Source organism: Roseibium sp. ROS1 (genome assembly GCF_054658215.1).
The window spans coordinates 731,195-757,942 of record NZ_BAAGIG010000001.1; the positions used below are offsets into that span (position 1 = coordinate 731,195).

General features: G+C 60.2%; 23 protein-coding genes. 17 read left to right on the plus strand and 6 right to left on the minus strand.

What is annotated here, in order from left to right:
- Nucleotides 1-97: 97 nt before the first annotated feature.
- The 4 genes from ACYQ6M_RS03185 to ACYQ6M_RS03200 are packed head-to-tail and all read right to left on the minus strand — an operon-like array spanning nt 98 to nt 6,994.
- Nucleotides 98-2,173, minus strand: coding sequence for a membrane protein (locus tag ACYQ6M_RS03185; RefSeq protein WP_022998139.1), 2,076 nt, complete (start codon nt 2,171-2,173; stop codon nt 98-100).
- An 8-nt stretch (nt 2,174-2,181) separates the two neighbouring features.
- The gene (locus tag ACYQ6M_RS03190) at nt 2,182-5,001 is read right to left on the minus strand and encodes a DUF4159 domain-containing protein (RefSeq protein ID WP_460072091.1); all 2,820 of its coding nucleotides are present in this window, start codon (nt 4,999-5,001) and stop codon (nt 2,182-2,184) included.
- Between the two features lie 3 nt (nt 5,002-5,004).
- Nucleotides 5,005-5,940: a DUF58 domain-containing protein gene (locus tag ACYQ6M_RS03195; RefSeq protein ID WP_022998137.1), complete on the minus strand. Its 936-nt coding sequence runs from the start codon at nt 5,938-5,940 to the stop codon at nt 5,005-5,007.
- 34 nt (nt 5,941-5,974) lie between these two features.
- Complete coding sequence (locus tag ACYQ6M_RS03200) at nt 5,975-6,994, minus strand: AAA family ATPase (protein ID WP_022998136.1); 1,020 nt, start codon at nt 6,992-6,994, stop codon at nt 5,975-5,977.
- A gap of 281 nt (nt 6,995-7,275) precedes the next feature.
- Between ACYQ6M_RS03200 and ACYQ6M_RS03205 the strand changes: the two genes are divergently transcribed.
- From ACYQ6M_RS03205 to ACYQ6M_RS03225, 5 genes are all read left to right on the plus strand, one after another.
- A complete protein-coding gene (locus ACYQ6M_RS03205) occupies nt 7,276-7,884 on the plus strand; it encodes a DUF1285 domain-containing protein (RefSeq protein WP_062487595.1) in 609 nt (202 codons plus the stop codon).
- A 39-nt stretch (nt 7,885-7,923) separates the two neighbouring features.
- Complete coding sequence (locus ACYQ6M_RS03210; RefSeq protein WP_152509855.1) at nt 7,924-8,574, plus strand: CoA pyrophosphatase; 651 nt, start codon at nt 7,924-7,926, stop codon at nt 8,572-8,574.
- Entirely contained in the window at nt 8,574-8,834 is a 261-nt protein-coding gene (locus ACYQ6M_RS03215) for a DUF6111 family protein (protein ID WP_055655939.1), read from the plus strand. The genes ACYQ6M_RS03210 and ACYQ6M_RS03215 overlap by 1 nt, the downstream gene beginning before the upstream one ends.
- A 4-nt stretch (nt 8,835-8,838) precedes the next feature.
- Nucleotides 8,839-10,083 (plus strand): CCA tRNA nucleotidyltransferase, encoded by a 1,245-nt coding sequence (locus tag ACYQ6M_RS03220; protein ID WP_022998132.1) that lies wholly within the window; start codon nt 8,839-8,841, stop codon nt 10,081-10,083.
- Between the two features lie 108 nt (nt 10,084-10,191).
- Nucleotides 10,192-11,304, plus strand: coding sequence for an HD-GYP domain-containing protein (locus ACYQ6M_RS03225; RefSeq protein ID WP_022998131.1), 1,113 nt, complete (start codon nt 10,192-10,194; stop codon nt 11,302-11,304).
- 1 nt (nt 11,305) lies between these two features.
- Here ACYQ6M_RS03225 and hemF read toward each other — a convergent pair whose 3' ends face one another.
- Both hemF and ACYQ6M_RS03235 read right to left on the minus strand, forming a co-directional pair.
- Nucleotides 11,306-12,232 (minus strand): oxygen-dependent coproporphyrinogen oxidase, encoded by a 927-nt coding sequence (hemF, locus tag ACYQ6M_RS03230; RefSeq protein ID WP_075282477.1) that lies wholly within the window; start codon nt 12,230-12,232, stop codon nt 11,306-11,308.
- 54 nt (nt 12,233-12,286) lie between these two features.
- Nucleotides 12,287-12,769: a tRNA (cytidine(34)-2'-O)-methyltransferase gene (locus ACYQ6M_RS03235; protein WP_077292107.1), complete on the minus strand. Its 483-nt coding sequence runs from the start codon at nt 12,767-12,769 to the stop codon at nt 12,287-12,289.
- Between the two features lie 266 nt (nt 12,770-13,035).
- Between ACYQ6M_RS03235 and ACYQ6M_RS03240 the strand changes: the two genes are divergently transcribed.
- The 12 genes from ACYQ6M_RS03240 to ACYQ6M_RS03295 all read left to right on the plus strand — a co-directional run bounded on the left by ACYQ6M_RS03240 (nt 13,036) and on the right by ACYQ6M_RS03295 (nt 26,747).
- The gene (locus ACYQ6M_RS03240; RefSeq protein ID WP_460073183.1) at nt 13,036-14,823 is read left to right on the plus strand and encodes an ABC transporter ATP-binding protein; all 1,788 of its coding nucleotides are present in this window, start codon (nt 13,036-13,038) and stop codon (nt 14,821-14,823) included.
- A gap of 104 nt (nt 14,824-14,927) precedes the next feature.
- A complete protein-coding gene (locus ACYQ6M_RS03245) occupies nt 14,928-15,326 on the plus strand; it encodes a DUF2177 family protein (RefSeq protein WP_077292109.1) in 399 nt (132 codons plus the stop codon).
- 182 nt (nt 15,327-15,508) lie between these two features.
- Nucleotides 15,509-16,828, plus strand: a complete 1,320-nt coding sequence (locus tag ACYQ6M_RS03250; protein ID WP_460072097.1) for a methyl-accepting chemotaxis protein — start codon at nt 15,509-15,511, stop codon at nt 16,826-16,828.
- Nucleotides 16,829-16,960: 132 nt separating this feature from the next.
- Nucleotides 16,961-18,823: a putative bifunctional diguanylate cyclase/phosphodiesterase gene (locus ACYQ6M_RS03255; protein ID WP_460072099.1), complete on the plus strand. Its 1,863-nt coding sequence runs from the start codon at nt 16,961-16,963 to the stop codon at nt 18,821-18,823.
- Nucleotides 18,824-19,217: 394 nt separating this feature from the next.
- Nucleotides 19,218-19,646 (plus strand): hypothetical protein, encoded by a 429-nt coding sequence (locus tag ACYQ6M_RS03260; protein WP_145903536.1) that lies wholly within the window; start codon nt 19,218-19,220, stop codon nt 19,644-19,646.
- A 2-nt stretch (nt 19,647-19,648) separates the two neighbouring features.
- Entirely contained in the window at nt 19,649-21,487 is a 1,839-nt protein-coding gene (locus ACYQ6M_RS03265) for an ABC transporter ATP-binding protein (protein ID WP_075282482.1), read from the plus strand.
- A gap of 306 nt (nt 21,488-21,793) precedes the next feature.
- The gene (gene petA, locus ACYQ6M_RS03270) at nt 21,794-22,354 is read left to right on the plus strand and encodes a ubiquinol-cytochrome c reductase iron-sulfur subunit (RefSeq protein ID WP_022998122.1); all 561 of its coding nucleotides are present in this window, start codon (nt 21,794-21,796) and stop codon (nt 22,352-22,354) included.
- A gap of 25 nt (nt 22,355-22,379) precedes the next feature.
- On the plus strand, nt 22,380-23,645 hold the full coding sequence (locus ACYQ6M_RS03275) for a cytochrome b (RefSeq protein ID WP_022998121.1): 1,266 nt from the start codon (nt 22,380-22,382) through the stop codon (nt 23,643-23,645).
- Nucleotides 23,646-23,675: 30 nt separating this feature from the next.
- The gene (locus ACYQ6M_RS03280; RefSeq protein ID WP_022998120.1) at nt 23,676-24,560 is read left to right on the plus strand and encodes a cytochrome c1; all 885 of its coding nucleotides are present in this window, start codon (nt 23,676-23,678) and stop codon (nt 24,558-24,560) included.
- Between the two features lie 71 nt (nt 24,561-24,631).
- Entirely contained in the window at nt 24,632-25,123 is a 492-nt protein-coding gene (locus ACYQ6M_RS03285; protein ID WP_022998119.1) for a GlcG/HbpS family heme-binding protein, read from the plus strand.
- A 61-nt stretch (nt 25,124-25,184) separates the two neighbouring features.
- Nucleotides 25,185-26,063, plus strand: coding sequence for an S-methyl-5'-thioadenosine phosphorylase (locus ACYQ6M_RS03290; protein WP_460072103.1), 879 nt, complete (start codon nt 25,185-25,187; stop codon nt 26,061-26,063).
- Between the two features lie 135 nt (nt 26,064-26,198).
- Nucleotides 26,199-26,747 (plus strand): adenine phosphoribosyltransferase, encoded by a 549-nt coding sequence (locus tag ACYQ6M_RS03295; protein WP_022998117.1) that lies wholly within the window; start codon nt 26,199-26,201, stop codon nt 26,745-26,747.
- Nucleotide 26,748: the final 1 nt, after the last annotated feature.

The window sequence follows — 26,748 nt, forward strand, 5'->3', positions numbered from 1 at the left end:
TCAGGCCGTCTCGAAGGATGGGCCCCAAACACAACAGATCGGTTCGTACTTAGCTCAAGCGGATTGCCGACCGCCGCGAGGGTGGTCGGCGCAAAAGCTACCGCCCTTCGCGATACCAGGTCAGAGACAGGGCACCCAGCAGGAGTGCAAGACCAAGCAATCCGATCATCAGCGGATAGCGGTCGATGCCGTTGAGGACGCTCGCCTCAGTGGCCTTGAGCCCCAGCCAGCCATTGCCGGCGTAGCTCGCTGACGGACGCATTGAAACAATGCGCGGGACGGTCAAGTCTCCGCCGACATCCCGCAAGCGCTCAGACGCTCCACCCGTCGCTTCGCTGAGCGGGGCCAATGGCTCGGTGGTGGACAGAACGTCGGTATATTCACGCGGGTTCTGGGGCCCAACGTGGATCAGCGCACTCATGTCGCCTTCGGTGATCGAGAACAACCCGGTTTCACCGGCAGGCATGCCGCCACGCCACAGGCCTGGTTCCTGTTCGGTCAGAACGATCTGCGACCGGTCGCCTGTCGGCGAGACGACCGTGACCTCCCCGACGGTCTCGCCCAGGGTCTGGCGTTCGATGACCAGTTCCGGTCCGCGCATGGATACATTCAGCGCTTCTTCTTCCAGATCCGGCTCCTTCATCAGCCAGTGGGCCAGACGGCGCAGCAGCGGAACATGCGGACCGCCGCCTTCATAACCACGTGCCCAGAGCCAGACGTGATCGGACAGCAGCATGGCCACTCGGCCTTCGCCTTCGCGGTTGAGAACCAAGAGCGGCGTGTCGCTCGGTCCGGACATCAGCGTCTGGCCGGCGTCGAGCTCGGTGTCGACCACGCGGAACCAGCGGCTCCATGCGGGCGGGTCCTGTTCGGATCCGGGAAGCCCACGGGTGACCGGGTGGCGCTTGCCGAGGTCGGCGAGGGTGGCGTGGTAGGGTTGTTCGAGAATGGTGCCGGTCGGACGGGCCGGAAGGATCGGCGCCAGTGGCGTGCGGTAAAGGCTGCCACCTTCGGCGTAATCAGGACCGCCGGCCAGCAGCATTGCACCGCCATCGCGCACATAGCGGGCGATATTGTCGAAATACAGCATCGGCAGAACGCCGCGGCGCACGTAGCGGTCGAAGATGATCAGGTCGAATTCGTCAATCTTCACCGAGAAGAGTTCCCGGGTCGGGAAAGCGATCAGCGACAGCTGGTTGATTGGCGTTCCGTCCTGTTTTTCCGGCGGGCGCAAGATGGTGAAGTGAACCAGATCCACCGAGGCATCGGACTTCAGAAGATTGCGCCAGGTGCGTTCACCGGCATGCGGTGACCCGGAAACAAGCAACACACGCAGATTCTCGCGGATGCCGTCGATGGTCACAACGGCCCGGTTGTTGAGCGTCGTGAGTTCGTCGGTCAGCGGCTCGGCGTCGAATTCGAAGATATTGTTGCCGCCATGGGCGATCTCAACCGGAATGTCGATCTTCTCGCCTGTCCGGGCCGTGCGTTCGGTGACGACATCGCCATCGCGTTTGACGGTCAGGCGCACCTGGTCGCCAGGTCCCGTGCCACGGCCCTGGTCGACGACTGTCAGGCTGACGATCTGCTCTGAATCAACCAGGCCGAACCGTGGGGCCTTGTCGAGTACGATGCGTCGGTCCCGTTCATCAACCGTACCGGTGATCAGGCCATGAACCGGGGCGTCGAACCCCAGGGCGCCTGCGTTGCCGGGGATGTCGTGGATCTGCCCGTCGGTCACGATGATCGCACCACCAACCCGATCCGGCGGAACGTCTGCAAGGCCGTTTGCCAGGGTTTGGAACGCCTCGGTGCCATCACCAGAACCGGAGTTTCGCGCTTCCAGAACGCGCAGGTCAAACCCATCAAGGGCACCGATGCGGCGGGTCAGTTCTTCCACGGCCTCATCGGTTGTCGACTGGCGATCGGAAAGGCGTTGGCTCTGGCTCTTGTCGACGACAAGAGCAACGACGCTTGAGAGCGGTTCCCTGTCTTCCCGCTCAACAGCAGGGTTGGCCAGCGCCAGCAACAGCAAGGCCATTGTCAGGGTGCGCAGCAACCAGCCACGCAAATTCAGAAAGCCGGAAAAGGCGGTGAGAAGAACAGCGATAACGCCGCCTGCCACAAGGGCCCAGAGCGGAACGAGGGGATCGAAGGCGAGTGACCAGACCATCTAGTCTCCTATTGTCCCAAACGCTCAAGCAGAGCGGGAATGTGCACCTGATCGGCCTTGTAGTTGCCGGTCAGGCTGTACATGACGATGTTGACCCCGGAACGGAACGCGTAGTCCCGCTGCATGGGATTGTTGGGCACCGTCGGATACATGAATTCACCAGCCTCGGTGATTGCCCAGGCAGCGGCAAAATCGTTGCCGGTAATGAGGATCGGTGACACGCCGTCACCCGCCCGCACCGGCCGGTCGCCCCTGGCCGCAACTTCTTCCAGGCTCTCCACCCAGAGCGGGCTGGTCGCATACCGTCCCGGGAACGAATCCAGCAGGTAGAAAGCCTTCGTCAAAACGTGATCGGGCGGCACGGGCTCAAGCGGGGGAACGTCCAGGTCTTCCAGGATTTCGCGCAGCTTCAGCGTTGCCGGCGTCGAGGCAAAGCCGTTGGCCGAGGCATTGATGTGATCGCGCGTGTCGAACAGGATCGTTCCGCCGTTGCGCATGAAAGTGTCTATGCGGGCAATTGTCTGATCGTTCGGTTTGTCGGCAGCCGCATCAATCGGCCAGTAGAGCAGGGAATAGAACGCAAGTTCGTCGCGTTCGATGTCGATGGCAATCGGTGCCCCAGGTTCAAGCGCAGTGCGTTCCGACAGGAATTGAGTCAGTCCCGAAAGCCCCGCTGAGCTGGCATCGTCGATCTCCGGATTGCCCGTCAGCACGTAGGCCAGGCGGGTTTCCAGGGTCGATTCCAAGGCCAGAAGATCATCCGAGCTTGATTGCGCCCTGGCTTGATCGATGCCGGCAGGGGCCAGGAGGCCTGCACCGAAAGCCAGAACAAGAGCCGTGGCGGCGGTGCGGCTGCGCAAGCCGAGACGGCTCAGACCACCGGCCAGCAGGAAGACGGCAATCGTATCGAGGATCATCAGCAGGAAAGCCAGCGTGAAGAACAGGGCTCTCAGATCAAAGGGATCGGAGGTCGGGTAGGCAGTTTGCACGGTTCGGTCGCCCAGCACCGAGAGGTCGAGCGGCAGGAGCTCATCGTCCCGCTGCATCAGATTGAGCGCACGGAAGCCGTCTTCCGTGCCGTAAAGACCGGGCGGTGTTCTGCGGCTAGCTTCCGCATCCCGGAAAACGGACGCGTTCACTGGCGTGACTTCTACCGGCGGCGGGCCGAAACGGCCATAACCGTCCAGCAGGCGCAAGGGCGGCAACACGCTCGTTGCCGGCGTGCCATCTTCGGCGGTTTCAGAGGCGGCGGCCACGATCGAGACCGACAGGATCCGCCGCAGCATGTTCAGGAAGACGCCAGACAGCGGCAGGTTCGACCAGGAGGAATCCGCTGTGACGTGGAACAGCACCATCGACCCCGCACCGATCGGAGCCGCCGTCACAAGGGGAGTGCCGTCTTCGAGCATGGCCCAGGTGCGTTCAGGCAGATCCGATGTAGGCTCGGCCAGTACCTGCCGGGTCACAGTAACTTCCTGTGGGACCCGCAAGCCCGCGAAGGGCGATCCTTCCGGAAAGTCTGCCAGATGTTGTGGCTGTTTCCAGCTGAGTGAACCACCAAGGGACCGGTCACCTGCGCGCAAACGCACGGGAATGAGATCGTCGCTGCCACCCGCGGTCCGCGGGCCGGCGAAGCGGACAAGCGTGCCGCCGTTTTCAATCCAGTCGCGAAGCGTCTCGGTCGTCGATTCAGGCAACCGGCCGACGTCGGCCAGAACCAGCACGGAAATGCCCTGCTCGATCAGCGAAGGTACAGCATCGGCAATATCCGCATCGCGCGGGCGACGTATGTCCGAGAAGGGCGCAAGGGCGCGCTCCAGATAATAAAGGGGCGACAGCAGCGGCTGATCCAGATCGCCCGACTGGCCTGAAATCAGTCCGACCGTGCGTCGGCGCCAGCTGTCATCCACCAGTTGGACGGCGCCCGCGGCGGCCTCACCGGTGACTTCGACCCGGGCAATGTCGTTGCGCAACTCGCTTGGCAGTTCGAAGCGCGCCTGTGTTTCGGTCGCGCCAGCGTCAAAATTCGCTTGCACTTCGCCAAGGACAAGGCCTTTCAGATCGAGAGCCTGAAGTGTTGCGGAGCCCAGTCTCTGATCCGGGTGGCGCACAACGGTCAACGACAGGGCGTCGGCGTCGTTGTTGAGGTCCTTCAATCCCATGGGCGTGTCCAGACCTGTCAGGACCGTTATCGGAGCCGTGCCGGAAATCTGTGCGAGATCGGTTAGAAACGAACCTTTGGTGCTGGTGTTGTCCGACAGCCAGATCACGGCACCGGGCGGTGTCTCTTGGGCTGCCTTGCGCAGGCCGATGCTGAGTTCGGCGCGCTGCGGCGGATAGGGACGCGGTTCAAGTGCGCGCAGTTTTTCCAGAGCCGTTGTTGCTGCCTCCGGTGTGAAACTCTGGCCGGGGCCTTCGGCGGAGGCTGCAAACAGGATTGGCTGACCGCTCTGTTCTGCTTCGCTCAGGATCTGCTCGGCTGCATTGACCTGCGCGGTCCATCCCTTTGCGGATGTCCAGCCGTTGTCAACCAGAACCCAAAGGACACCTTCGCCGGTTTCGAGCGGTTCGCTGGAGCGCCAGATCGGTCCGGCCAGGGCAATGATGAGGATGGCTGCCATCAGCAGGCGGAGCAGTGTCAGCCACCAGGGGCTGCGCTGCGGTGTTTCCTCATGCTGATCGATGCCGATCAGCAGCCGGGTCGGCGGAAACCGGATTTCGCGTGGGCGCGGCGGTGTCAGGCGCAACAGCCACCAGATAACCGGCAGCAATGCCAGCGCGGTCAGGATCCAGGGGGCGGTGAATGTCAGAGGCAATCCTGCGAACACGGGTCAGATGCCTCCTTTTGGCAGTACGTCCAGCGCACCGGACAGGGCACTGTGAAGCACAAGCAAAGGTTCGGATGCCGGACGATCGGTGTGGTGCAGGACATATGTCCAGCCGGCACGCCTTGCGATGTCACGAATTTCCGCGCGGTGGGCTTCCAGCCGGTTGCGGTAATCCTCGCGCCATTTTTCCGCGCGTCCGGCGGTCAGCCGAAACCCCTTTTCCGGATCGGTGAATTCGACCCTGCCGTCAAACGGGAAGGTTTCCTCGATCGGATCGAGAACCTGAACCAGGTGACCACGAGCACCCGTGCTGGCAACACGGGCAACCCATGCCGCGACTTCCTCGATCGGGTCCAGAAAATCGGACACCAGAACCACATCGGCAAACCGTTGCACGGCAGTGGTGTCCGGATAGGCGATCGGTTTGGAAAGATGGGTGAGTGCATCGGCGAGGCGTTCAGCGGCACGCCGGTCGGAAAAGGCTCTGGTCAGGCCAGGCAGTCCGATCCGTTCGCCTGTTTCAGCCAGCATATCGGCAAGTGCAAGCATCAGCACAATGGCGCGGTCGCGCTTGGCGACACCTGCAAGTCGGGAGCGGAAGACCATGGAGGGCGAAAGGTCTGCCCAGAGCCAGACCGTGTGCGCGGCCTCCCATTCGCGTTCGCGAACATAAAGATGATCATCGCGTGCGGAACGGCGCCAGTCGATGCGCTTTGCCGGTTCGCCCATGTTGAACGGGCGGAATTGCCAGAAGCTTTCCCCCGGGCCCGCACGTCGACGGCCATGCCAGCCGGCGATGATGGAACTGGCAACATGGCTTGCCTCGACCAGCAGATCCGGCAGGGCATCGGCGACCGACCGGGCCTCGCCGATGACGTTCGGCCAGGTATCGGCATCAATGCCTGTCTGGTTGCTGCCCTGCGTACTGCTCGAATCCATGCGGTCGGCTTCCTGGCTGGTTAAGGGGAGGGGATCAGGCGATCAGTTCCTTGACCCGTCGAATGACGTCGCGAACGGTGTGACCGTCGGCTCTGGCCGCAAACGTCAGCGCCATGCGATGCTGAAGGACCGGTTCGGCAAGAGCCAAGACGTCGTCGACGGAAGGTGCGAGACGCCCGTCGACAAGCGCGCGTGCCCTGACGGTCAGCATCAGCGCCTGGCTGGCACGCGGTCCCGGACCCCAGGCGATCAGGTTGGTGAGATCGGAAGGTGCGGAGCTGTTGTCCGGGCGTGCGGAGCGCACAAGCTTCAGGATTGCTTCAACTACGGATTCGCCTACCGGCATGCGACGAACGAGCTGCTGGTATTCCATCAGTTCTTCCGCGCGCATGGCTACCTGGGCCTTGGCCTGATCGGCACCGGTGGTTTCCAGCAAGATCCGGCGTTCGGCTTCAAGATCCGGGTAATGCACGTCGATCTGCATCAGGAACCGGTCGAGCTGGGCTTCCGGCAGCGGGTAGGTGCCTTCCTGTTCGAGTGGGTTCTGCGTGGCAAGCACGTGGAAGGGGCGCGGCAGGTCATGCGGGTGCCCGGCGACGGTCACATGATACTCCTGCATGGCCTGCAGAAGCGCCGACTGGGTGCGCGGGCTGGCACGGTTGATTTCGTCAGCCATCAGCAACTGAGAGAAAACCGGACCGGGAATAAAGCGGAACGAGCGGCTGCCGTCGGCACCCTGTTCCATTACTTCGGCACCGAGAATGTCGGACGGCATCAGGTCTGGCGTGAACTGGATGCGCCGGGCGTCGAGGCCCAGAACGGTGCCGAGCGTTTCCACCAGCTTGGTCTTTGCAAGGCCTGGCACACCGACAAGAAGGCCGTGGCCGCCAGCCAATATGGTGACGAGCGACTGCTCCACCACATTTTCCTGACCGAAGATGATCCGGGCGATATCGACCTTGGCATCGCTGATCCGGTTGACGGCGCGTTCGGCTTGTTCGGCGACGGCGGCGAGATCTTCTTCGCTTGGGCTGGAGGGAGAAATAACGCTCATGGATCACCTTTCCCGCAATCTACGTTTCGACTGCCTGTCCGGCCCTGGGGCTAACAACACCCCTGACCTTTGTTGCTGCGACTCAAGCAGTCTGACACCATATAAATCAGTAGATAAGGCGCAATTGTGCGCCATACAGTGGAAAGGTCCAAGAATCTTTCCTCGCTTTGGGGAAAAGGTCGGGCCTGCGGGAAGCCGGGAGCAGGCGAAGAAGATCCGGGCGGTAGCGGAATTGTCAAAAATTCCGGTACCTTGATGAAGACGACAAGGGCGAAACATCCATGGCGGAGGCAACCGCAAAAACGGACGGGGCACTACCCGAAGGTTTAAAGGCACTGATGAGCCGGGCGGACACAGGCGGCAAGGGACCACCTCCGGTCGAGAAGTGGAATCCGCCGTTTTGCGGGGATCTGGACATCCGCATTGCCCGTGATGGCACGTGGTATTATCTCGGTTCGCCCATTGGCCGCATGCCTCTGGTGAAGCTGTTTGCCTCTGTGCTGCGCAAGGACGAGGACGGCCGGCATTATCTGGTCACGCCAGTCGAGAAGATCGGGATCACCGTGGAGGATGCCCCGCTTCTGGCCGTCGAGATGGCGGTGGAAGGCGAGGCGGAAGAGCAGCAGCTCACGCTGCGGACAAATCTCGGTGATCTGGTCGCCGTTGGTGCGGACCATCCTCTTCGATTTGAAAAAGAACCGGACAGCGACGGTTTGAAACCCTATGTTCACGTCAGAGGGCGCCTGGAGGCCTTGTTCACCAGAGCGCTGATGTATCAACTGGCGGATCTTATGGAAGAGCAGGAAACAGATGACGGCACCCGGATGGGGGTCTGGAGCGGTGGCCGGTTCTTTTCGGTAGATCCCGCCTTCCTGAGCGTTCAGGACTGACCGAATGAACTGTTTCGTACGACCGGAAACCCCGATTGCATGACTGCATTCCTGACCAAACCACCTGCGGATTCCGGGCACTGGACTTCCCTGTTCAGGACGCGGCTGGATGATGCAGCGCTTCGCGATATCGAACGCGAGACCGGTGACCACATTCTCAATCCGGACCTTGGTCCCTATGCAAAGTGGGACGGTCCTCCGCGCGATGCGGCAGTTCTCATCGGTATCGTGGAACGCAGCGACGGGCCCAATGTGGTTTTGACGCAGCGAACCGGTCACCTGAAATCCCATGCCGGACAGGTTGCCCTTCCCGGAGGCAAGATCGATCCGACTGACAATGGACCTGTTGAAGCAGCGCTGCGGGAGGCAGACGAGGAAATCGGCCTTGCTCCGGAGCGCGTCGAGTTGATCGGCAATCTGGCGCCCTATCTCACCGGTTCGGGGTACCGGGTTATTCCGGTGGTTGGCACCATTCAAGACGGCGCTGCCTTCCGGCCCAATCCCGGCGAAGTCGAGAGCGTCTTCGAAGTGCCATTGGGCTTTTTGATGGATCCCGCGAACCATCAGAAACTCAGCCGCGAGTGGCAGGGAAAACGCCGCTACTTCTACGCAATGCCCTTCGGAGAACGTTACATCTGGGGCGTCACCGCGGGCATTATCCGCTCCTTGTACGAAACGGTCTACCGCTGATGGTTCGTGTGTTCATACTGCATCTGTTACTTTTCCTTCTTCCTTTCATCACCTACGGACTCTGGCTGTGGCTGAGCAAGCGCAACACCGAGCCTGGCCGCTGGTCTGCCAAGCCGATGGCGTGGCTCACGCTGGTGGGCCTCGTTCTGGTCATTACCGGCCTGGTCGGCATGGCATCCTTCGATCACGCACCGGATGGGGCCAATTGGCGGCCATCGGAAATGCGCGATGGTGTGTTTGTTCCGGGCCGGTACGAATAAAGCGATGACAACGACTGCCGATCAGATCCTGCAACAGGCGGACTGGCTGAAAACACCGGGTATTCAGGCGGTGTTTGCGGCGATCGAGCAAGACGGCGACGAAGCCCGCGTTGTCGGTGGAGCCGTGCGCAACACGTTACTCGGTCACCCTGTTCCAGATGTCGATATCGCGACGACCGCCTCGCCCCAAACGGTGATGGAACGCACGCTGGCCGCGGGCTTGAAGCCGGTTGGAACGGGCATTGACCACGGTACGGTGACGGTGGTCAGCAACGGTTATCCATACGAGGTCACGACGCTGCGTGAGGACGTGGAAACCTTCGGCCGTCAGGCCCGTGTCGTTTTCGGCAGGAACTGGACGCGCGACGCGGAACGTCGCGACTTCACTCTCAACGCGCTCTATGTCGACTGCGATGGCCGATTGCACGATCCGCTTGGTGGACTGGACGATTGTCTGAACCGGCGTGTGCGTTTCATTGGTGAGCCGGACAAGCGCATACAGGAAGACTATCTGCGCATCCTCCGTTTCTTCCGGATCTACGCGGCCTATGGTGCCGGAGAGATGGATGCGGACGGGCTCGGGGCGTGCCTGCGCCAGCGGGACGGCCTGCGGCATCTGTCCGCAGAACGTATCGGCCACGAGATGCGGCGGCTGCTGCGTGCGCCTCTGGCCGGATCCGCCCTGAAAATGATGAACGATTGCGGTCTTTGGGAAATCGCGACGGGCGGCCTTGCCCGCATCGATGATTACCTGGCCCTGCGCAGCCTGGAAGCCACCGCAAGTGATGTGACCGATCCGGAGCTCGGGCTGGTGGTGCTTGCCGGTTTCGTGCGCGAGGACGTGGAGCGCGTTAGCGACCGGCTTCGGCTGTCGAATGCCGAACGGGACCGGATGCGGACCGCCTGGGCGGCGATGAAATGTCTTCGCCAGGCCGATGGTCTGCCCGAAGCCGAGCACTTGGTGTATCAGTTCGGCCGTCAGGGCGCGGTCGACGGCCTTTTGGGGCGCTGGGCCGGATTGCGTGCGCAAGGATCAGATCCAACGGAGATCTTTGGCGGGCTGCTGGAGCGGTTGCGGGAGGTTGCCGTGCCTGAATTCCCGGTCAAAGGCGCAGATCTGATTGCAGCCGGGCACTCACCCGGGCGCGCGTTGGGGGATAGCCTCAAGGCTCTGGAGGCCGATTGGCGCGACAGCGGTTTCTCGCTCTCCAAACAGGATTTGCTGACGCGGGCAGGCGCTGCGACTTAATGAAATCTTATTGAGATTGCGTCACATCGTAATGGTGATTTCCTGTTGGGCGGGTTTTCCGGTTAAATTGTCGTGAGAAGGCGTGTGCGGAATACAATGAGGCGATGAATGGAAATTGTCCTGATCTCAGACGGCCCGCTTCCCCTCGATTCTCCGGTCAGAAAACTTCCGTTCTTCTTTCCCGCGCGCCTGATCGACATGTCCAAGGTGTCTGCGAAGACGGTCGGCGAAGGCCGTGTCGCTGTCGTGGAGTTGCTGGACGCGACTGATGCGGGGCTGACCGCGCTCAAGAAATCCTGGGCCAGCATTGCGGAAATCCCGGTGATCTGCCTGGTGTCCAAGAAGAACCGGCGTGAAGTGATCCAGGCGGCAGCGCTCGGCAAGACCGACATCATGGAGCGTGACACGCCACTGGCAATTCTGGTGCGCAAACTCAAGGCAATCATTCCCGACGACCCGCTTGCCAACGTTCCAAAGGGACTTCCGGCGAAGACACTTGAGGCCTACAGGAAAGGCAACTCCTTCCTGGAAAGCATCGCGCTGTCTGCAACGGAAGGATCCAACATCCAGATCAGCCTGATGAACGAGGGGGCGGCGGAGATCCTGTCGTCGCTGTCACTTGACGGTCTCTCACCCTGGCTGGAAGCCGTGCAATCTCACCACAGTGGAACCTATTGTCATTCCCTGATGGTGGCCGGTCTCGCCGGGGCTTTTGCGAAGCATCTCGGCTGGAGCAAGGCGGATTGCCAGGAAGTGATAGCCGGCGGTCTGCTGCATGACATCGGCAAGATGCGCATCCCGCTGACCATCCTGGACAAGGCCAACAAGCTGACGGACGCCGAGCGCGCCATTATCGACAAACATCCGATGTTCGGTCGCGAGATTCTGAAACCGCGGCTCGAAGTGTCGGTCGACATCAAGAAGATGGCCATCCAGCATCACGAGTTTCTGGATGGATCAGGCTATCCCGATGGGCTGAAGGGAGACAGGATCTCGCCAAAAGTCCGCCTGATGACCATTTGCGACATATTCACAGCGCTTACCGAGACCCGGTCCTATAAGGACGGTATGCCGGTTCGCGCTGCCATTGGCGTCATGCTGGAGATGGGCAAGAAACTCGATCAGGTCATGCTGAAGCAATTCGCCCAGATGGTCCTCGATCGGGATTTCGGTGAAGTCAGCCGGCAGCCTCAGAAGGTGAAAGGCACCTCGGCCTTCTGAGCTAGGGCCATTTTACCACGGGGGGCATGGACGAGAGGATCGAGGCAACGTTGCCGCCGGTCTTCAGTCCGAAAATCGTCCCGCGGTCGTAAAGCAGATTGTACTCCACGTAGCGGCCCCTGCGGACCAGCTGTTCCTCGCGCTCCATGTCGTTCCACGGCTTCTGGAAATTGCGGCGGACGAGTTCCGGATAGATGTTCAAGAAGGCCAGGCCGACATCCCTGGTGAAGGCAAAATCGTCTTCCCAGGTTCCGCTGTTGAGGTAATCGTAGAAGATGCCGCCGATGCCGCGCGCTTCGTTGCGATGTTTCAGGAAGAAATAGTCGTCACACCAGGCCTTGTAGGCGTCATAGTCGGCAACATCATGTGCGTTGCAGGCAGCGCGCATGGCTTCGTGAAAGGCAACGGTATCGGGGTCGTCCTGCGTTCGCCGTGCGTCCAGCACCGGCGTCAGATCTGCGCCGCCACCGAACCACTGACGGGTGGTGACCACCATGCGGGTGTTCATGTGAACGGCGGGGACATGCGGGTTCTGCGGGTGAGCGATCAGGCTGATGCCGGAGGCCCAGAAGCGCGGATCCTCGTTGGCACCGGGGATCTGACCGCGAAATTCGGGCGAGAATTCACCGTGTACGGTGGAAATATGGACGCCGACCTTCTCGAAAACGCGGCCATGCATCATGGACATGACACCGCCGCCGCCCTTTGCCCCGGTGCTGTCGGTGCGCTCCCAGGGCGTGCGTTCGAAGCGCCCGGCCGGCTGGTCGGCCAGCGGACCGGCGAGATCGCCGATCTCGTCCTCGAGGTCTTCAAAAGCCTTGCAGATACGGTCTCGCAACTCCTTGAACCAGGCCGGTGCGGTTGCCTTCTTGTCCTCGATGCCGTCCGGGATGGGACCGCCGCGGTTTTCAGGTGTGGGTGCGTTCATGTGACTGCCTGGACTGGTTGGGGCCTGCCGGACCGGCGGGCATGCATGTGATTGCTATCTTTGAGTGTACCCTGGGCTTTTAGGAAATGTGCCTGATTGCCGCAAGGCTTCACCCAGCACCATGCCTGTTGAGACGGCGACGTTGAGCGAGCGCATGCCGTCGGCCATGGGGATCGTCAGCCGGGCATCGGCAAGCGTGTGCACGTCCTCCGGCACGCCCGAACTTTCCCGGCCCATCATCAATATGTCGTCTGGCTGAAACGCGAAATCCGCGTAGGGCACTTCCGATTTTGTCGTCAGCAGGATCAGCCTGCGCTTGTTCGAACGTCGCCAGTCATCGAATGCGGCAAACGAGATGTGGCGGACCATCGCGGCCCTTTCCAGGTAATCCATGCCGGCCCGCTTGAGAGCGCTGTCGGAGATCGGAAATCCCGCAGGTTCGATCAAGTGCACAGTTACGCCCATGCAGGCGGCAAGACGCAGGATCGTGCCGGTATTTTGCGGGATGTCCGGTTGGTAAAGGGCAATGTCTGGCATGGGTATCCGCACTGGTTTCGGGAGACCGGCTCAATAGCAGCAGGCATAACAATTGTCACAGGAAGACCGGTTTCAATGCCCGGTACAAGGCCGGGAGCTGCGGGTTTGGGGCAAATCGTTACATATTTTCATTGGGCCAATTTCGCGCCTGGCGCGTAGGATGACGTGAAGAATCGCTCCAGCCTCCATGGAGACGCCACGTGTCCCCGCTCTTTCGCGCTTTTGAAACCTGGATAGATCCTTTCCGGGAGCCGTCCAAATCCGACATGCCCCATGGCGGGTTTGCCTTCCTGATGTATTTCGTCACGCAGGTGCGCTGGCCGTTCATCGCCATGCTCGCCATAGGCGGGGCGACCGCCTTTGTTGAAGTGGCGATTTTCAATTTTCTTGGCCGCATCGTGGATCTTCTGGAAGAAGGCAATCGGGCGACATTCTTCTCCGATCATTTCTGGACACTCATGACCATGGCCTTCGTGGTGCTGGTCGTGCGCACGCTCACCAATTCGCTGATGGCGCTGGTGGAAGAGCAGGCGATCGTGCCCGGGTTCTTCAATCTTGTGCGCTGGCAGTGCCATCAGCGGGTGATGAAGCAGAGCCTTTCCTATTTTCAGGATGATCTCGCCGGGCGCCTGTCGCAGAAGGTGATGCAGTCGGGCATGTCGGCGGGCGATTTCATGACCAACCTTTTGCAGGTGGTCTGGTTCATTGTCGTTTATGCCATCACGACGCTCGTGCTGGTCGCGGATCTGGATCTTTGGCTGGGTGCACTCGTGGCCATCTGGCTGCTTTGTTTCACCGCAACCGCCATCATCTTCGTGCCACGGGTTCGTGCTGCGGCAAAGGATTCAGCAAATGCCTATTCGGGCATGACCGGACGTCTGGTGGATACCTACACCAATATCCAGTCGGTCAAGCTGTTCGGATCATCGGAAGAAGAAAGCCGGGGAGCGCGGACCTCGGTTGAGACGATGATTGCCAAGATACGCGTCTTCACCAGGCTTTTGACCACAATTCGCATGATCATGACGCTGGTCAACGGAGTGATGATCGTTTCGATTGCGGGCCTGGCGCTGTCCATCTGGCAGGACGGCGGCATCAGCGCCGGTCATGTGGCCTTCACGCTCAGTCTGATCCTGCGGCTGAATATCCTTTTGAACCGGCTGTTCAACCAGCTCAACGGCCTGTTCCGCCACTTCGGATCGCTGCAGGACAGCATGGAGACCATCGTCAAGCCAGTGACCCTGACAGACAAACCGGCGGCGCCGGAGCTGAAAGTGACTGAGGGGGAAGTGCGGTTCGATAAAATCCGGTTCCACTACGGCAAGGCGGGCGGTGTCATCGATCATCTCGACCTGACGATCCAGCCGGGTGAGCGCGTCGGTATCGTCGGCCCGTCGGGGGCGGGTAAAACCACGCTGACAAGCCTGCTGCTTCGGTTCTTCGACGTGGAGGCGGGGCGTGTTCTCATCGACGGACAAGACGTGCGCGATGTGAACCAGGAATCGCTGCGCCGGTCGATTGGCATGGTGACCCAGGATCCGTCCTTGCTGCATCGTTCGATCCGCGAGAACATCCTCTATGGCCGTACGTCGGCCAGTGAAGAAGAGTTGCTGGAGGCGACGTGCAAGGCCCACGCGTCCGGTTTCATCCAGAGGCTGGAAGACAGGCGCGGCCGCAAGGGGTTCGATGCCTTTGTCGGCGAGCGTGGTGTCAAACTGTCCGGCGGGCAGCGTCAGCGCATTGCAATCGCGCGCGTGCTCCTGAAAGACGCCCCGATCCTCGTTCTGGACGAAGCGACCTCGGCCCTCGATTCGGAAGTCGAGGCCGCCATCCAGGAGAACCTGCAAGGATTGATGACAGGCAAGACCGTGATCGCGATCGCGCACCGCCTGTCGACCATCGCGGCCATGGACCGACTGATTGTCATGAACAGGGGCCGGATCGTTCAGCAGGGGACACACGAGACGCTCCTGGAAGATGCAGACGGCCTTTACGCGCAGCTCTGGCACCGCCAGTCCGGCGGATTTCTGGAACCGGAAAGCGAATTCGCCTGAGTTGAAGTTCGCCGCAGCAGCTCAGCTCAATTCCTGCTGATCCAGTGCTCTTTCCGAGGCGTAGAACCGACGAAACAAGGCAGTGCAAAACCAGGGGGCCGATCTTGAAATACGTCACGGCATACATCGCAACAGTGCTCGTTTTTCTTGCCGTGGACTACGTCTGGCTGACGCAGGTATCCACCCGGTTCTACCTTGACCGTATCGGCCATCTGATGATGGAAAAGCCCAACATCGCCGCCGCGAGTGTTTTCTATCTGGTGTATGTCGTCGGCATAGTGATCTTCGCGGTTGCGCCCGCGCTCAAGGCAGACAGCCTTGTGACCGCCATTATTTTCGGAGCGCTGTTCGGGTTTTTCACCTACGGCACATACGACGTCACCAACTACGCAACGCTCAGGGAGTGGCCGGTTTCCGTTGTTCTCGTCGACGTTGCCTGGGGGACGGTCCTGTCCGCGGTTTCGGCCGGTGCGGGCTTCACGATCACCCGGCTGATGTCCTGATCCGCTAGACGCGAAACGCAGGGCACAACAGTCTCGTCAAAAATATCAAGACTACGTAGTTCTCCGAGGACTGGCCGTTACTGAATTTTTACGTGCAGAGCGGTAGTGTTTCATCTTGCGATAACGGCGCTGATCGACAGCGGCCGTAAGCGGGGCTGAAAAATTACTGTCGGGGTTTCCACGTGACGCTTTCAATCAAGGGCCGGTTCGTCGCCATGGTTCTGACGGCTGCCGCCATCATGATGGCCGGTACCGCATTTGCTTTCTATACCTTCCGCCAGGCCTTCATGGAAAAGATCGGCACACCCGCCGGTGCGCAGGACTTTCTGACAGGCAATGTTGCCGGCAAGATCGACGGGCTTATCCTGGATCAGATGATCACCATCGGTCTGGTCGTGCTGCCGGTCGGTCTGGCCTTTCTGGCATTTGCCGTCATTCTGGCCGTGGGGCTCGCCCGGCCGATGAACCGGTTGCAGACTGGCCTCGACATGCTGTCCGAAGGCAATCTCGACATCCAGATCGACGGTGCCCTTCGGAGCGACGAAATCGGAGCCATTGCACGGTCCGTGACCGCTTTCCGGGCCAATCTCGCCGAACGGGCCAAAGAGCAGGCAAGGCAGGAACTTGCCCACCAGGAAGCCCTCAGCGAAGAGCGCAAGGCGCTGATGCAGGATGTTGCCGATGATTTCGAGAAGTCCGTCATCGGTGTGGTTTCTGCCTTGTCGACGGCCGCCAAAAGCGTTGAAGGCAATTCGGCGGATCTGAACAGGGCGGTGAACTCGTCCATGCAGGCCGTTCAGGAAGTACATCAGGCGACATCGGAAGCCAGCAGTTCCGTCGCTTTCGTGACGAGTTCGGCAGATCGGCTGTCCGGTTCGCTGAGCCGTGTGCGTGAGGACGTCGACCAGGCAACGGACATTGCCAGCACCGCGGTGGCGGAAGCCCGGAAAACCGACGAGATTGTTGGCCGGCTTGCGGAAACGGGCCGTGCCATTGGTGAAATTGTCGAGTTGATCAGCCAGATCGCAAGCCAGACCAATTTGCTCGCGCTGAATGCGACCATCGAGGCCGCAAGAGCTGGCGAAGCCGGGCGGGGATTTGCCGTCGTTGCGAATGAGGTCAAGGCCCTTGCCGAGCAGACGACCAGGGCGACCGAAGACATCTCCGCGCAGGTGACGGCGGTGCAGGAAGTCGCGGAGCTTTCCGAAACCGCCATCCGTTCGATCGCGGAAACCATTGGCCGCGTTAGCGAGATTTCCGGAAAAATCCGCGAAGCGGTCGAGGAACAGACAACGGCCACCCACGAGATCAGCAGCAATGCACTGACGGCGCGGACCAGTTCCGATCAAGTGGCCGAAAACGTCGATACCTTGAGCGACGTTATGGAGACCAGCCGGACGGCTTCCGATGAAATGAACGGTGCCGCTGCCGAACTTGGGCAATTGTCAAACAGCCTGCAAGAACAGGTTCGGCAATTTCTGCAAAGCGTGCGGGCTGCCTGAGAGGCATCCGCGGAACGTCTTGTGTATTGGTATAAATGACAGTAACCCAATAAAATCACTTGCAGTTTAGAGATTGGTTCAGTTTTGCTCCCGTAGAGTAAGCGTAACTAATATCTTGGCTGAAGACGGAATATGGCAGAATTCTTAGCGAATGTGCCGGGTCAACATCTCCTGCTCGCATTGGGAACCGCTCTGGTTCTCATGGCCGTATGCTATTTATGCGGCCGAAAGCAGCGGGACGGCTCGGCTCCTTCCAACGTTTCCAGATTTGGCAATGATGCCGCAATCCTTCAGCTTGTCGTGGAGCATGCCCATGAAGGACTGGTCATGCAGGACATCGACGGGCACATCGAATGGACGAACCCGGCCTATTCCCGCATCACCGGTTTCAGCGCTGAGGAAATTCGCGGCCGGCGGCCTCAGGAATTCATCTTGCCGCCGGAAAACCAGCTCTCCCCGGACGAGATCGAAAACTTCCGCTACGACCTGACGAAGTTCCGGTCGGGAACCGAAGAGCTGATCCTCAACCGGCGCAAGAACGGCGAATTGTTCTGGAACCAGCTGACCTTTGCTGTGGTCGAGGGAAAGACGCTGGAAGAAACCAAGATCATTCTGATTTGCCGCGATGTAACCAGCCAGGTTGAGCATGTGAAGGAGCTGGAGAACGCGCGCATTCGTTTGAAACATCAGGCGGAGCATGACGACCTGACCGGCGTTGCCAACCGGGCCAAGCTGAATGCCTATCTGAAGGAGCGCGTTGCAGAAGGTACGGCCGGCAACGCTCAGATCGGGATCATTCATTTTGATCTGGACCACTTCAAGGACATCAACGACAGCCATGGACACGGAGCAGGCGATGCCGTGCTGCGCCATGTGGCCATGGTGATGAGCCGTGTGCTGGGCGACAAGGGGGTGGTCGCACGTATCGGCGGGGATGAATTCGTCGCGGTGGTCGCTGACCCGTCCGGACCAGGCGAAATGGAAGATCTGGGCAACCGGATCCTTGAGGGACTGGCCAAGCCGGTGAGAGTGGACCGTCACGAGTTGCGGGTTGCCGGCAGTGTCGGGCTAGTGCTGGCGAAAACGGCGACTGCGAGTGCGTCGGAGCTGATCAATTGTGCCGATATTGCTCTTTATGCTGCCAAACGTTCGGGCCGTAGCCAGATCTCCTGGTACACGGATGCGCTCGGAGCGGCACATCGCCACCGGCGCATGATCCAGGCACAGCTGGACGAGGATCTTGAAAACGGCGGTCTGTCTTTGATGATGATACCGCAGTACGATCTGGAGAGCCGGCGGATCATCGGATACGAAGTTACGGCCTGCTGGCTGCATCCTTCCGAAGGGCTCGTGGACCCGGTCAGCCTTCTGTCGACGCACGAAGATGCCAAGAGAATCGCCCAGATCGAGCGTTTCGCGCTGCTGGAGGGGCTTTCCCAGGTCAGGCGACTTCGAGAGCTCTCGAATACGGCGTTCTTCCTGTCGGTGAACCTGAGCGGAGCCAGCCTGAAGGAAAAGGGCTTTATTGAACAACTTCGCCAGGCTGCCTGTGAGGCCGGTTTCAGGACCGACGACATCGTGGTCGAGCTGGACGAAAAAATCATCCGTTTCGACGAACCGGACGGCCTCGCCGGATCCGTTGACCTTCTGAGGGAAATCGGCTGCAGGGTTGCCCTGGACAAGTTCGGCGGCGGACATGGCGGCGCCGGTCAGCTTATCTATCTGAACGCGGATCGATTGAAGCTGTGTCCGATGCTTATTGCAGGGCTTGAGGACAGCAAGGAAAAACGGCAGCTGGTTCAGTCGGTCACCCGGCTTGCCGGCAATCTGGGGCTGAAGATTTCCGCGGCGGGGGTCGATACGACAAAGCAGGTCGATCTGCTCAAGCAATTCGGCTGCACGACGGTGCAGGGCAAGGTCATTGCGGATCCGCTATCGCCGCATGAAGCGGAAATTCACATGCGCGAGTTCGAGCTGCTGGAGTATCAGTCCTAAGCTCTCTGCCGTTGGGAGAGGTTTGGGGGTCTGTGGCCGATGGGCAACAGATCGATATTTCGTGCTGCAATTTGACGCATTTTTGCTTTTCAAGTTCTCCGAAAGCAGGTACCAACATCCCCAGTCAACTCATGGTGGTTGGCTTTGTTTCCCCAGCAGCCGCCCGGCTGCGCAACCAGGAGGGCACTAAATGACAGATCGCTGCATGATCCACCCATATGCCGCTCTCCAGGCTTGCCCAGGTATCACTGTCCGCTTCCGCTAGGAAGCCACAGACCTTCTTCAAATTCCTGACTTTTGCGGTGACCGGCTGAAGCCGTTCCCATTGAGCTGCATGCGTTGCCGCGCGTGTCTGCCGTCACCACGTTTACGATCCCATTTCGGAGATGATCCGATGTCATTCCATTTCACGCCGGACCTGTCCCCAGCGACAGGCCGTCCGGATATTGAAGTGTCTTTACCAGAAGAGCCACGACAGGCTTTCCCCCGCCGTGCGATGCGTGCCGCTGTCGCCGCCGGCGTCTTTCTGGGAACCACTTTTGCGATCGCCGTCGTGTTCTTCATTCCGGTCATCGTCTTCAATCTGAGCCGGATCGAGGCTCTGGAAATCGCCGGCCGACACATACCGGTGACGCAGTTTGCCGATGAACTCGGCGCGCTTTTCTGGGGCACCTTCATCGTGGCTCTCGCCTTTACAAGTTTCATCGCCAGTCTGCTGCTGTTCGCGACTGGCCGCATAATTCGCCCGCATAGAAAACCTGTGCGCACTGACGATGCCCTGGTGCATCTCAATGTGTTACGGTTGAGCGGGGCCGAGAGGTAATCATGTTCGAGCGTTTCGAAAAACTCGTGGACCCCTTCGAGAAGACTGTTCTCGAAGTGCCCCCGAAGGGCTTCTGGGCCTTCTGTTGGTACTACACCAAACCTGTCTGGCCGATCCTGGCCGGTGTGTCGCTTCTCGGCACGCTGGTCGCGATCGTGGAAGTCTATATCTTCACGTTCCTGGGCGACCTGGTCACCTGGCTGGAAAAATCCGATCCGGATACGTTCGTCAGTCAGAACTGGCGCACGCTCCTCTTCATGCTGGTGATCCTGCTGGTGCTGCGCCCGCTGCTGGAGGTTATCTGGCAGCTGCTGTTTCACCAGGGGCTGATGGGCAACTATCCCATGTCCATCCGCTGGCGGGTGCATCGATACCTGCTGCGCCAGAGCGTGTCGTTCTATCAGAACGATTTCGCGGGCCGGATCGCGACGAAACTGATGCAGACAGCGCTTGGCGTGCGTGAGGTCGTCTCGCGCATGGCCGATATCATGGTCTATGTCGCGGTCTACTTCACCGCGGCCGTGATCGTGGTCGCGGGAGCCAATATCTGGCTCAGCCTGCCGTTCCTGGTGTGGATCTGTGCCTATCTGCTCACGATCCGCTTCTTCATTCCGAAGTTGCGGGACGTGTCGAAGGAGCAGGCTGATGCGCGCTCCCTGATGACCGGTCACGTGGTTGATGCCTATACCAACATCACCACGGTGAAGCTGTTCTCCCATGCGGAGCGCGAAGAAGCCTATGCTCGCACGTCGATGCTTGGCTTCCTGAAGACGGTCTTTCTGCAGATGCGGCTGGTGACGGGACTGAATATCGTCCTGGTGTTCATCAACATGCTGCTGCTGACCTCCATCGGTGGTCTTTCGATCATTCTGTGGCAGGCCGGCACTGTGACCATCGGCGAAGTCACCATTGCGGTTGCCTTCGTGCTGCGTCTTCAGGGGATGTCCCACTGGATCCTTTGGGAGCTTGCAGGATTGTTCGAGAACATCGGCACCGTGCAGGATGGCATCTCCACCATTTCGCGGGAACGCGAGGTGATGGACGTCAAGAACGCCAAGGCGCTCGAGGTCGGGCAGGGCGAGATCCGTTTCGATCGCATCCGGTTCCATTATGGCAAGGAAGCCGGCGTGATCGAGGACCTCAGCCTGACGATCCATCCGGGTGAGAAGATCGGCCTGATCGGTCGGTCGGGTGCAGGCAAGTCGACGCTGGTCAACCTGATCCTGCGCTTCTACGACCTGGAAGGCGGCCGGATCCTGATCGATGGCCAGGACATTGCCAATGTCCGTCAGGACGACATCCGGGCCGAGGTTGGTGTGGTGACGCAGGATACATCGCTCCTGCATCGGTCGATCTTCGACAACGTGGCCTATGGCCGTCCGGATGCGACGCGGGAAGAGGTGCTGGCAGCGCTTGAAAAAGCACATGCACTGTCCTTCGTCGACGAGCTGGAGGACATGGAGGGCCGCAAGGGTCTCGATGCCCATGTCGGCGAGCGGGGCGTCAAGCTGTCCGGTGGCCAGCGCCAGCGGGTGGCGATTGCCCGAACCCTGCTGAAGGATGCACCGATCCTGGCTCTCGACGAGGCGACATCCGCTCTCGACAGTGAAGTGGAGTTGGCCATTCAGGAGAGCCTGTTCGATCTGATGCAGGGCAAGACGGTGATTGCGATTGCCCACCGTCTGTCCACGATCGCGGCCATGGACCGGCTGATCGTGATGGACAAGGGTCGAATCATCGAGGAGGGGTCCCATCAGGAACTTCTGGAGCGGGGCGGACTTTACGCACAGCTCTGGGAGCACCAGTCGGGGGGCTTTCTGTCCTCGGTTCAGGCCGCCTAAATCCAAAGACCAATGGCAAGAGCGGGATTCAATCGGATTCCGCTCTTGCACTCATTCCCCAAAAAAGGGCAGAAAAGCGGCGCGGCGGTTGTTTTGCCTGCGACATATGCGTTTCGAGGCGTTTGTTGAACTGGACAAGCGTTTCGAAGGGTGCAAAAAGACAAGCCGCTTGGCCGGTGCGGAATAGCCCGTATCCGGCCCCCGATGAGCCCGGCATGGTTCCGTTCCCTTCTTGGGCAAAGAAGGGGTCCCGGACGTGATGCGGGCTTTCGGTACAGGTTGAACAGGTTTCGAGAGGACGCGACCTTGGCACATACGGATCAGGCGGAACCGACCCGCCGCGATTTCCTCTATATTGCGACCGGCGCCATGGGCGTCGTTGGCGCTGGCGCGCTGGCATGGCCGTTCATCGATCAGATGAACCCGGATGCCTCCGCATTGGCTCTGGCTTCCATCGAGGTGGATATCTCTGCCGTGGAAGAGGGGCAGTCGATTACAGTCAAATGGCGCGGTAAGCCGGTATTCATCCGCAACCGTACCGAAACGGAAGTGGAAGAAGCCAAGGCTGTTCCCCTGGCTGATCTTCCCGACCCGCTTGCACGAAATTCTAACCTGCCGGCGGACGCGGAAGCGTCTGACGCCAACCGTGGCGTCGAAGGCAACGAGAAATGGCTCGTCCAGGTCGGTATCTGTACCCACCTCGGCTGCGTGCCGATCGGCAGCTCCGGCGACTTCGGCGGCTGGTTCTGCCCGTGCCATGGGTCTCACTACGACACCGCCGGCCGTATCCGTAAGGGCCCGGCTCCCGAGAATTTGCTGATTCCGCCGCTCGAGTTCGTCAGCGACTCGACGATCAAGATCGGCTAACGGCATAGATTTTTAGGAGACAGCCATGGCTGGACATTCAAACTATGTACCGCAGAGCGCTCCGGCAAAGTGGCTGGAAAGCCGCCTGCCGGTCATCTCGCTCGTTCGCGGCTCTTTTGTTGATTTCCCGACGCCGAAGAACCTGAACTACTGGTGGACCTTCGGTGGCATCCTGTTCTTCGTGCTGATCGCGCAGATCATCACCGGCATCGTGCTGGTGATGCACTACACGCCAAGCACCGATGCGGCCTTCAACAGCGTCGAGCACATCATGCGCGACGTGAACTTTGGCTGGATGCTGCGTTACCTGCATGCAAACGGCGCGTCGATGTTCTTCATCGCCGTGTACATCCACATCTTCCGTGGTCTTTATTACGGTTCCTACAAGGCACCGCGCGAGATCTCCTGGATCCTCGGCGTGATCATCTTCCTGATCATGATGGGCACCGCCTTCATGGGCTACGTGCTGCCGTGGGGCCAGATGTCCTTCTGGGGCGCAACGGTTATCACCAACCTGTTCTCGGCCATTCCGCTGGTCGGCGAAGAAATCCGCACCTGGCTGTGGGGTGGTTTTGCGGTCGACAACCCGACCCTGAACCGCTTCTTCTCGCTGCACTACCTGCTGCCGTTCATGATCTTCGGTGTCGTTATCCTGCACGTGTGGGCGTTCCACACCACGGGTAACAACAACCCGACAGGCGTTCAGCCGAAGACCAAGCAGGACACGGTTCCGTTCCACCCGTACTACACGATCAAGGATCTGTTCGCGATCATCGTGTTCATGATCCTGTTCGCATGGTTCGTCTTCTACGTGCCCAACTACATGGGTCACCCGGACAACTACATCGAAGCAAACCCGCTCGTGACCCCGGCGCACATCGTTCCGGAATGGTACTTCCTGCCGTTCTACGCGATCCTGCGCGCCATCCCGGACAAGCTCGGCGGTGTTGTCGCCATGTTCGGTGCCATTGCAGTTCTGTTCGTTCTGCCCTGGCTGGACACGTCCAAGGTTCGCTCCGGCACCTACCGCCCGCTGTTCAAGCAGTTCTTCTGGATCTTCGCTGCCAACGCCGTTGCGCTTGGCTATCTCGGCGCCATGCCGGCCGAAGGCACCTACGTTCTGCTCGCCCGGGTCTGCACCGCCTACTACTTCGCCCACTTCCTGATCATCCTGCCGATGCTCGGGTTCCTGGAAAAACCGCGGCCCTTGCCGGCCTCGATTTCCGAAGCGGTTCTGAAGGGCGGAGCCGGCAAACCGGCTGGTGCGACTTCAGCACCGGAAACGAAGTAACGCGGCCCGGATCAGGAGTTAATTGAGACAATGAGCACCATGATCAAAATGGTTCGTTCCTTCGCTGCGGTGGCGGCTGTCGCCATCGCGACCCCGGTCTTCGCAGCAGGCAACGCCCCGCATATCGAGCGGGAGCAGTGGTCCTTCTCGGGTCCGTTCGGTTTCTACGACCGTGGCCAGCTGCAGCGTGGCTTCAAGGTCTACCGGGAAGTCTGTGCTTCGTGCCACGGCCTGAAGCAGGTTTCTTTCCGTAACCTTGCTGAAGACGGTGGCCCGAGCTTCACCGAAGACCAGGCCAAGCAGATCGCGTCCGAGTACACCGTCATCGACGGTCCGAACGACGACGGCGACATGTATGAGCGTCCGGGTATCCTGGCGGACAAGTTCCCGTCTCCGTTCCCGAACGAGCAGGCTGCCCGCGCTTCCAACGGCGGCGCTTACCCGCCGGACTTCTCGCTGCTGGCAAAGGCCCGTGCTGCGCACCGCGGTTTCCCGTGGTTCGTCTTCGACGCCTTCACCCAGTATCAGGAGCAGGGCCCGGATTACATCTACGCGCTTCTCACCAGCTATCCGGAAGAAAACCCGGCATGTCTGGGTGAGGACTTCACCGGCAACTACAACCCGGCATTCCTGGGTGGTTCCGTTACCGCTGAAGCTTGTGCGCACGAGCATCTGACAGGTGGTCCGATCGGCATGGCCGCACCGCTGTCCGACGAGCTGGTCGAATACACTGACGGCACACCGATGACGGTCGACCAGTATGCGCATGACGTCGCTGCATTCATGATGTGGGCCGCCGAGCCGCATCTGGAAGAGCGCAAGAAGATCGGCTTCCGGGTCATGATCTTCCTGATCGTCTTCGCCGGCATGCTCTACTTCACGAAGAAGAAACTGTGGCGCAACGTTGAGCATTGATTGATTGCCGCCTAAGTGCATGATGAAAGCCGCCGGACCTTCCGGCGGCTTTTTCTTTGAGGGGTAATGCAATGCGCCGCGCATTGATGTTTCTGGCAATTCTCCTGCTTCCTGTCCCCGCAAATTCGCAATCGGCCGCAACCCACATGGTCGAGGTCCTGGACATGCATCTTGCCATGCGCGCTGCGCTGCGAGCCGTCGAGGTCTGCAACGAGGCAGGTTTTCAGGCTGGAGCTTCCGTGGTGGACCGTTTCGGCGTCGAGCAAGTGACACTGCGCAGTAACATGGGCGGTGCGCATGTTGCCGAAACCGCCCGTCGCAAGGCCTGGACCGCCGCTTCATTCAACCTTCCCAGTTCGGATCTAGGTTCGCTCGCCGGACCGGGCGGAGAGGCCAGTCTTGCTGCTATTCCAGGGGCGTTGCCTCTGGCTGGGGGGCTGCCCATCGTCTCGGCGACCGGAATGCTTCTCGGAGCGATTGGCGTTGCCGGAGGCGGTGGCGGCGAGAACGAGGCGAAATGCGCCAAGGCCGGGCTTGACGCCATCGCGGATCAATTGAAATAAACCATCGCTGATGCGGGCCTGTGTCCCGCAGGAATTGATTTTGAATCTGTTTGGAGTGGTTATGGCAGACGCAGTATTGGGCATTATCGGCGGGTCTGGAATCTACGACCTTCCGGGTCTGGAAAACTCCGAATGGATCGCCGTCAACAGCCCCTGGGGCACGCCGTCCGATGAAGTGCGTATCGGCACCATTGATGGTCTCAAGGTGGTTTTCCTGCCCCGCCATGGGCGCGGACACGTTTATTCGCCGACAACCATCAACTACCGCGCCAACATCGACGTGATGAAGCGCTGCGGTGTCACCGATCTTCTGTCTGTCTCTGCCTGCGGATCGCTCAAGGAAGAACATGCTCCGGGCACCTTCGTGCTGGTGGACCAGTTCATCGACAGGACGTTTGCGCGGGAGAAGAGTTTCTTCGGTACCGGCTGTGTCGCGCATGTGTCCATGGCGACCCCGGTCAGCCCGAAGCTGGTCGATGCAGTGGCGGCAGCCGCGAAAGCTGAGGGCCTCGCCCATGCCAGGGGCGGCACCTATCTGGCCATGGAAGGCCCGCAGTTCTCTTCTCTAGCGGAAAGCCAGCTCTACCGGTCCTGGGGCTGCGATGTCATCGGCATGACCAACATGCCGGAAGCAAAGCTCGCCCGCGAGGCGGAGATTTCCTACGCCACCATCGCGATGGTCACCGACTATGACAGCTGGCACCCGGACCACGGCGAAGTCGATATTCAGGCCATCATCAAGGTTCTTCACGAGAACGCGGAAAACGCCCAGAGGCTTGTTGCCCGTGTCGCTAGGGATCTGCCGCGCGAACATCAGTCCTGCCCGGCCGGGTCGGATACTGCGCTGGAGTTTGCCATGATGACCGCACCTGACAAACGCGACCCGGCGCTGGTGGCGAAGCTCGACGCTGTCGCAGGACGGGTCCTGAACCGGACCTGACCAGATTGCCGGCCGAAAGTGTCGCCGGCATAACCCCTTGAGACAAAGCGAAATTGCTTCGACCGGCAGGTCAAACTTGCTATAACCACCGGCCGGGGCAGATGCCTGGAACTATTTTAACAGAGAGATATCCCGATGACCGCACAGACCATTCAGGATGAACTTGTCAGTGCAATCCGCACGATCAAGGACTATCCGAAAGAGGGCATCCTGTTCCGGGATATCACGACGCTGCTCGGCGATGCCCGTGCCTTCCGCCGGGCGGTCGATGCCCTGGTGCAGCCCTGGGCCGGCTCCAAGGTCGATCAGATTGCAGGCATCGAGGCGCGCGGTTTCATTCTCGGGGGCGCGGTCGCGCACCAGCTGTCCGCCGGCTTCGTGCCGATCAGGAAGAAGGGCAAGCTCCCGCACGAAACCGTCCGGATCGCCTATTCCCTGGAATATGGCCTGGATGAGATGGAAATGCACAAGGATGCGATCAAGCCGGGTGATCGTGTCATCCTGGTTGACGACCTGATTGCTACCGGTGGAACGGCAGAGGCTGCCTGCAAATTGTTGCGGTCCATGGGCGCCAACATCGAGTCGGCGTGCTTTATCGTCGATCTGCCAGATCTCGGCGGGCGCAAGAAACTGGAAGCGATGAACGTTCCAGTGCGCACCCTCGTGGAATTTCCGGGTCACTAGG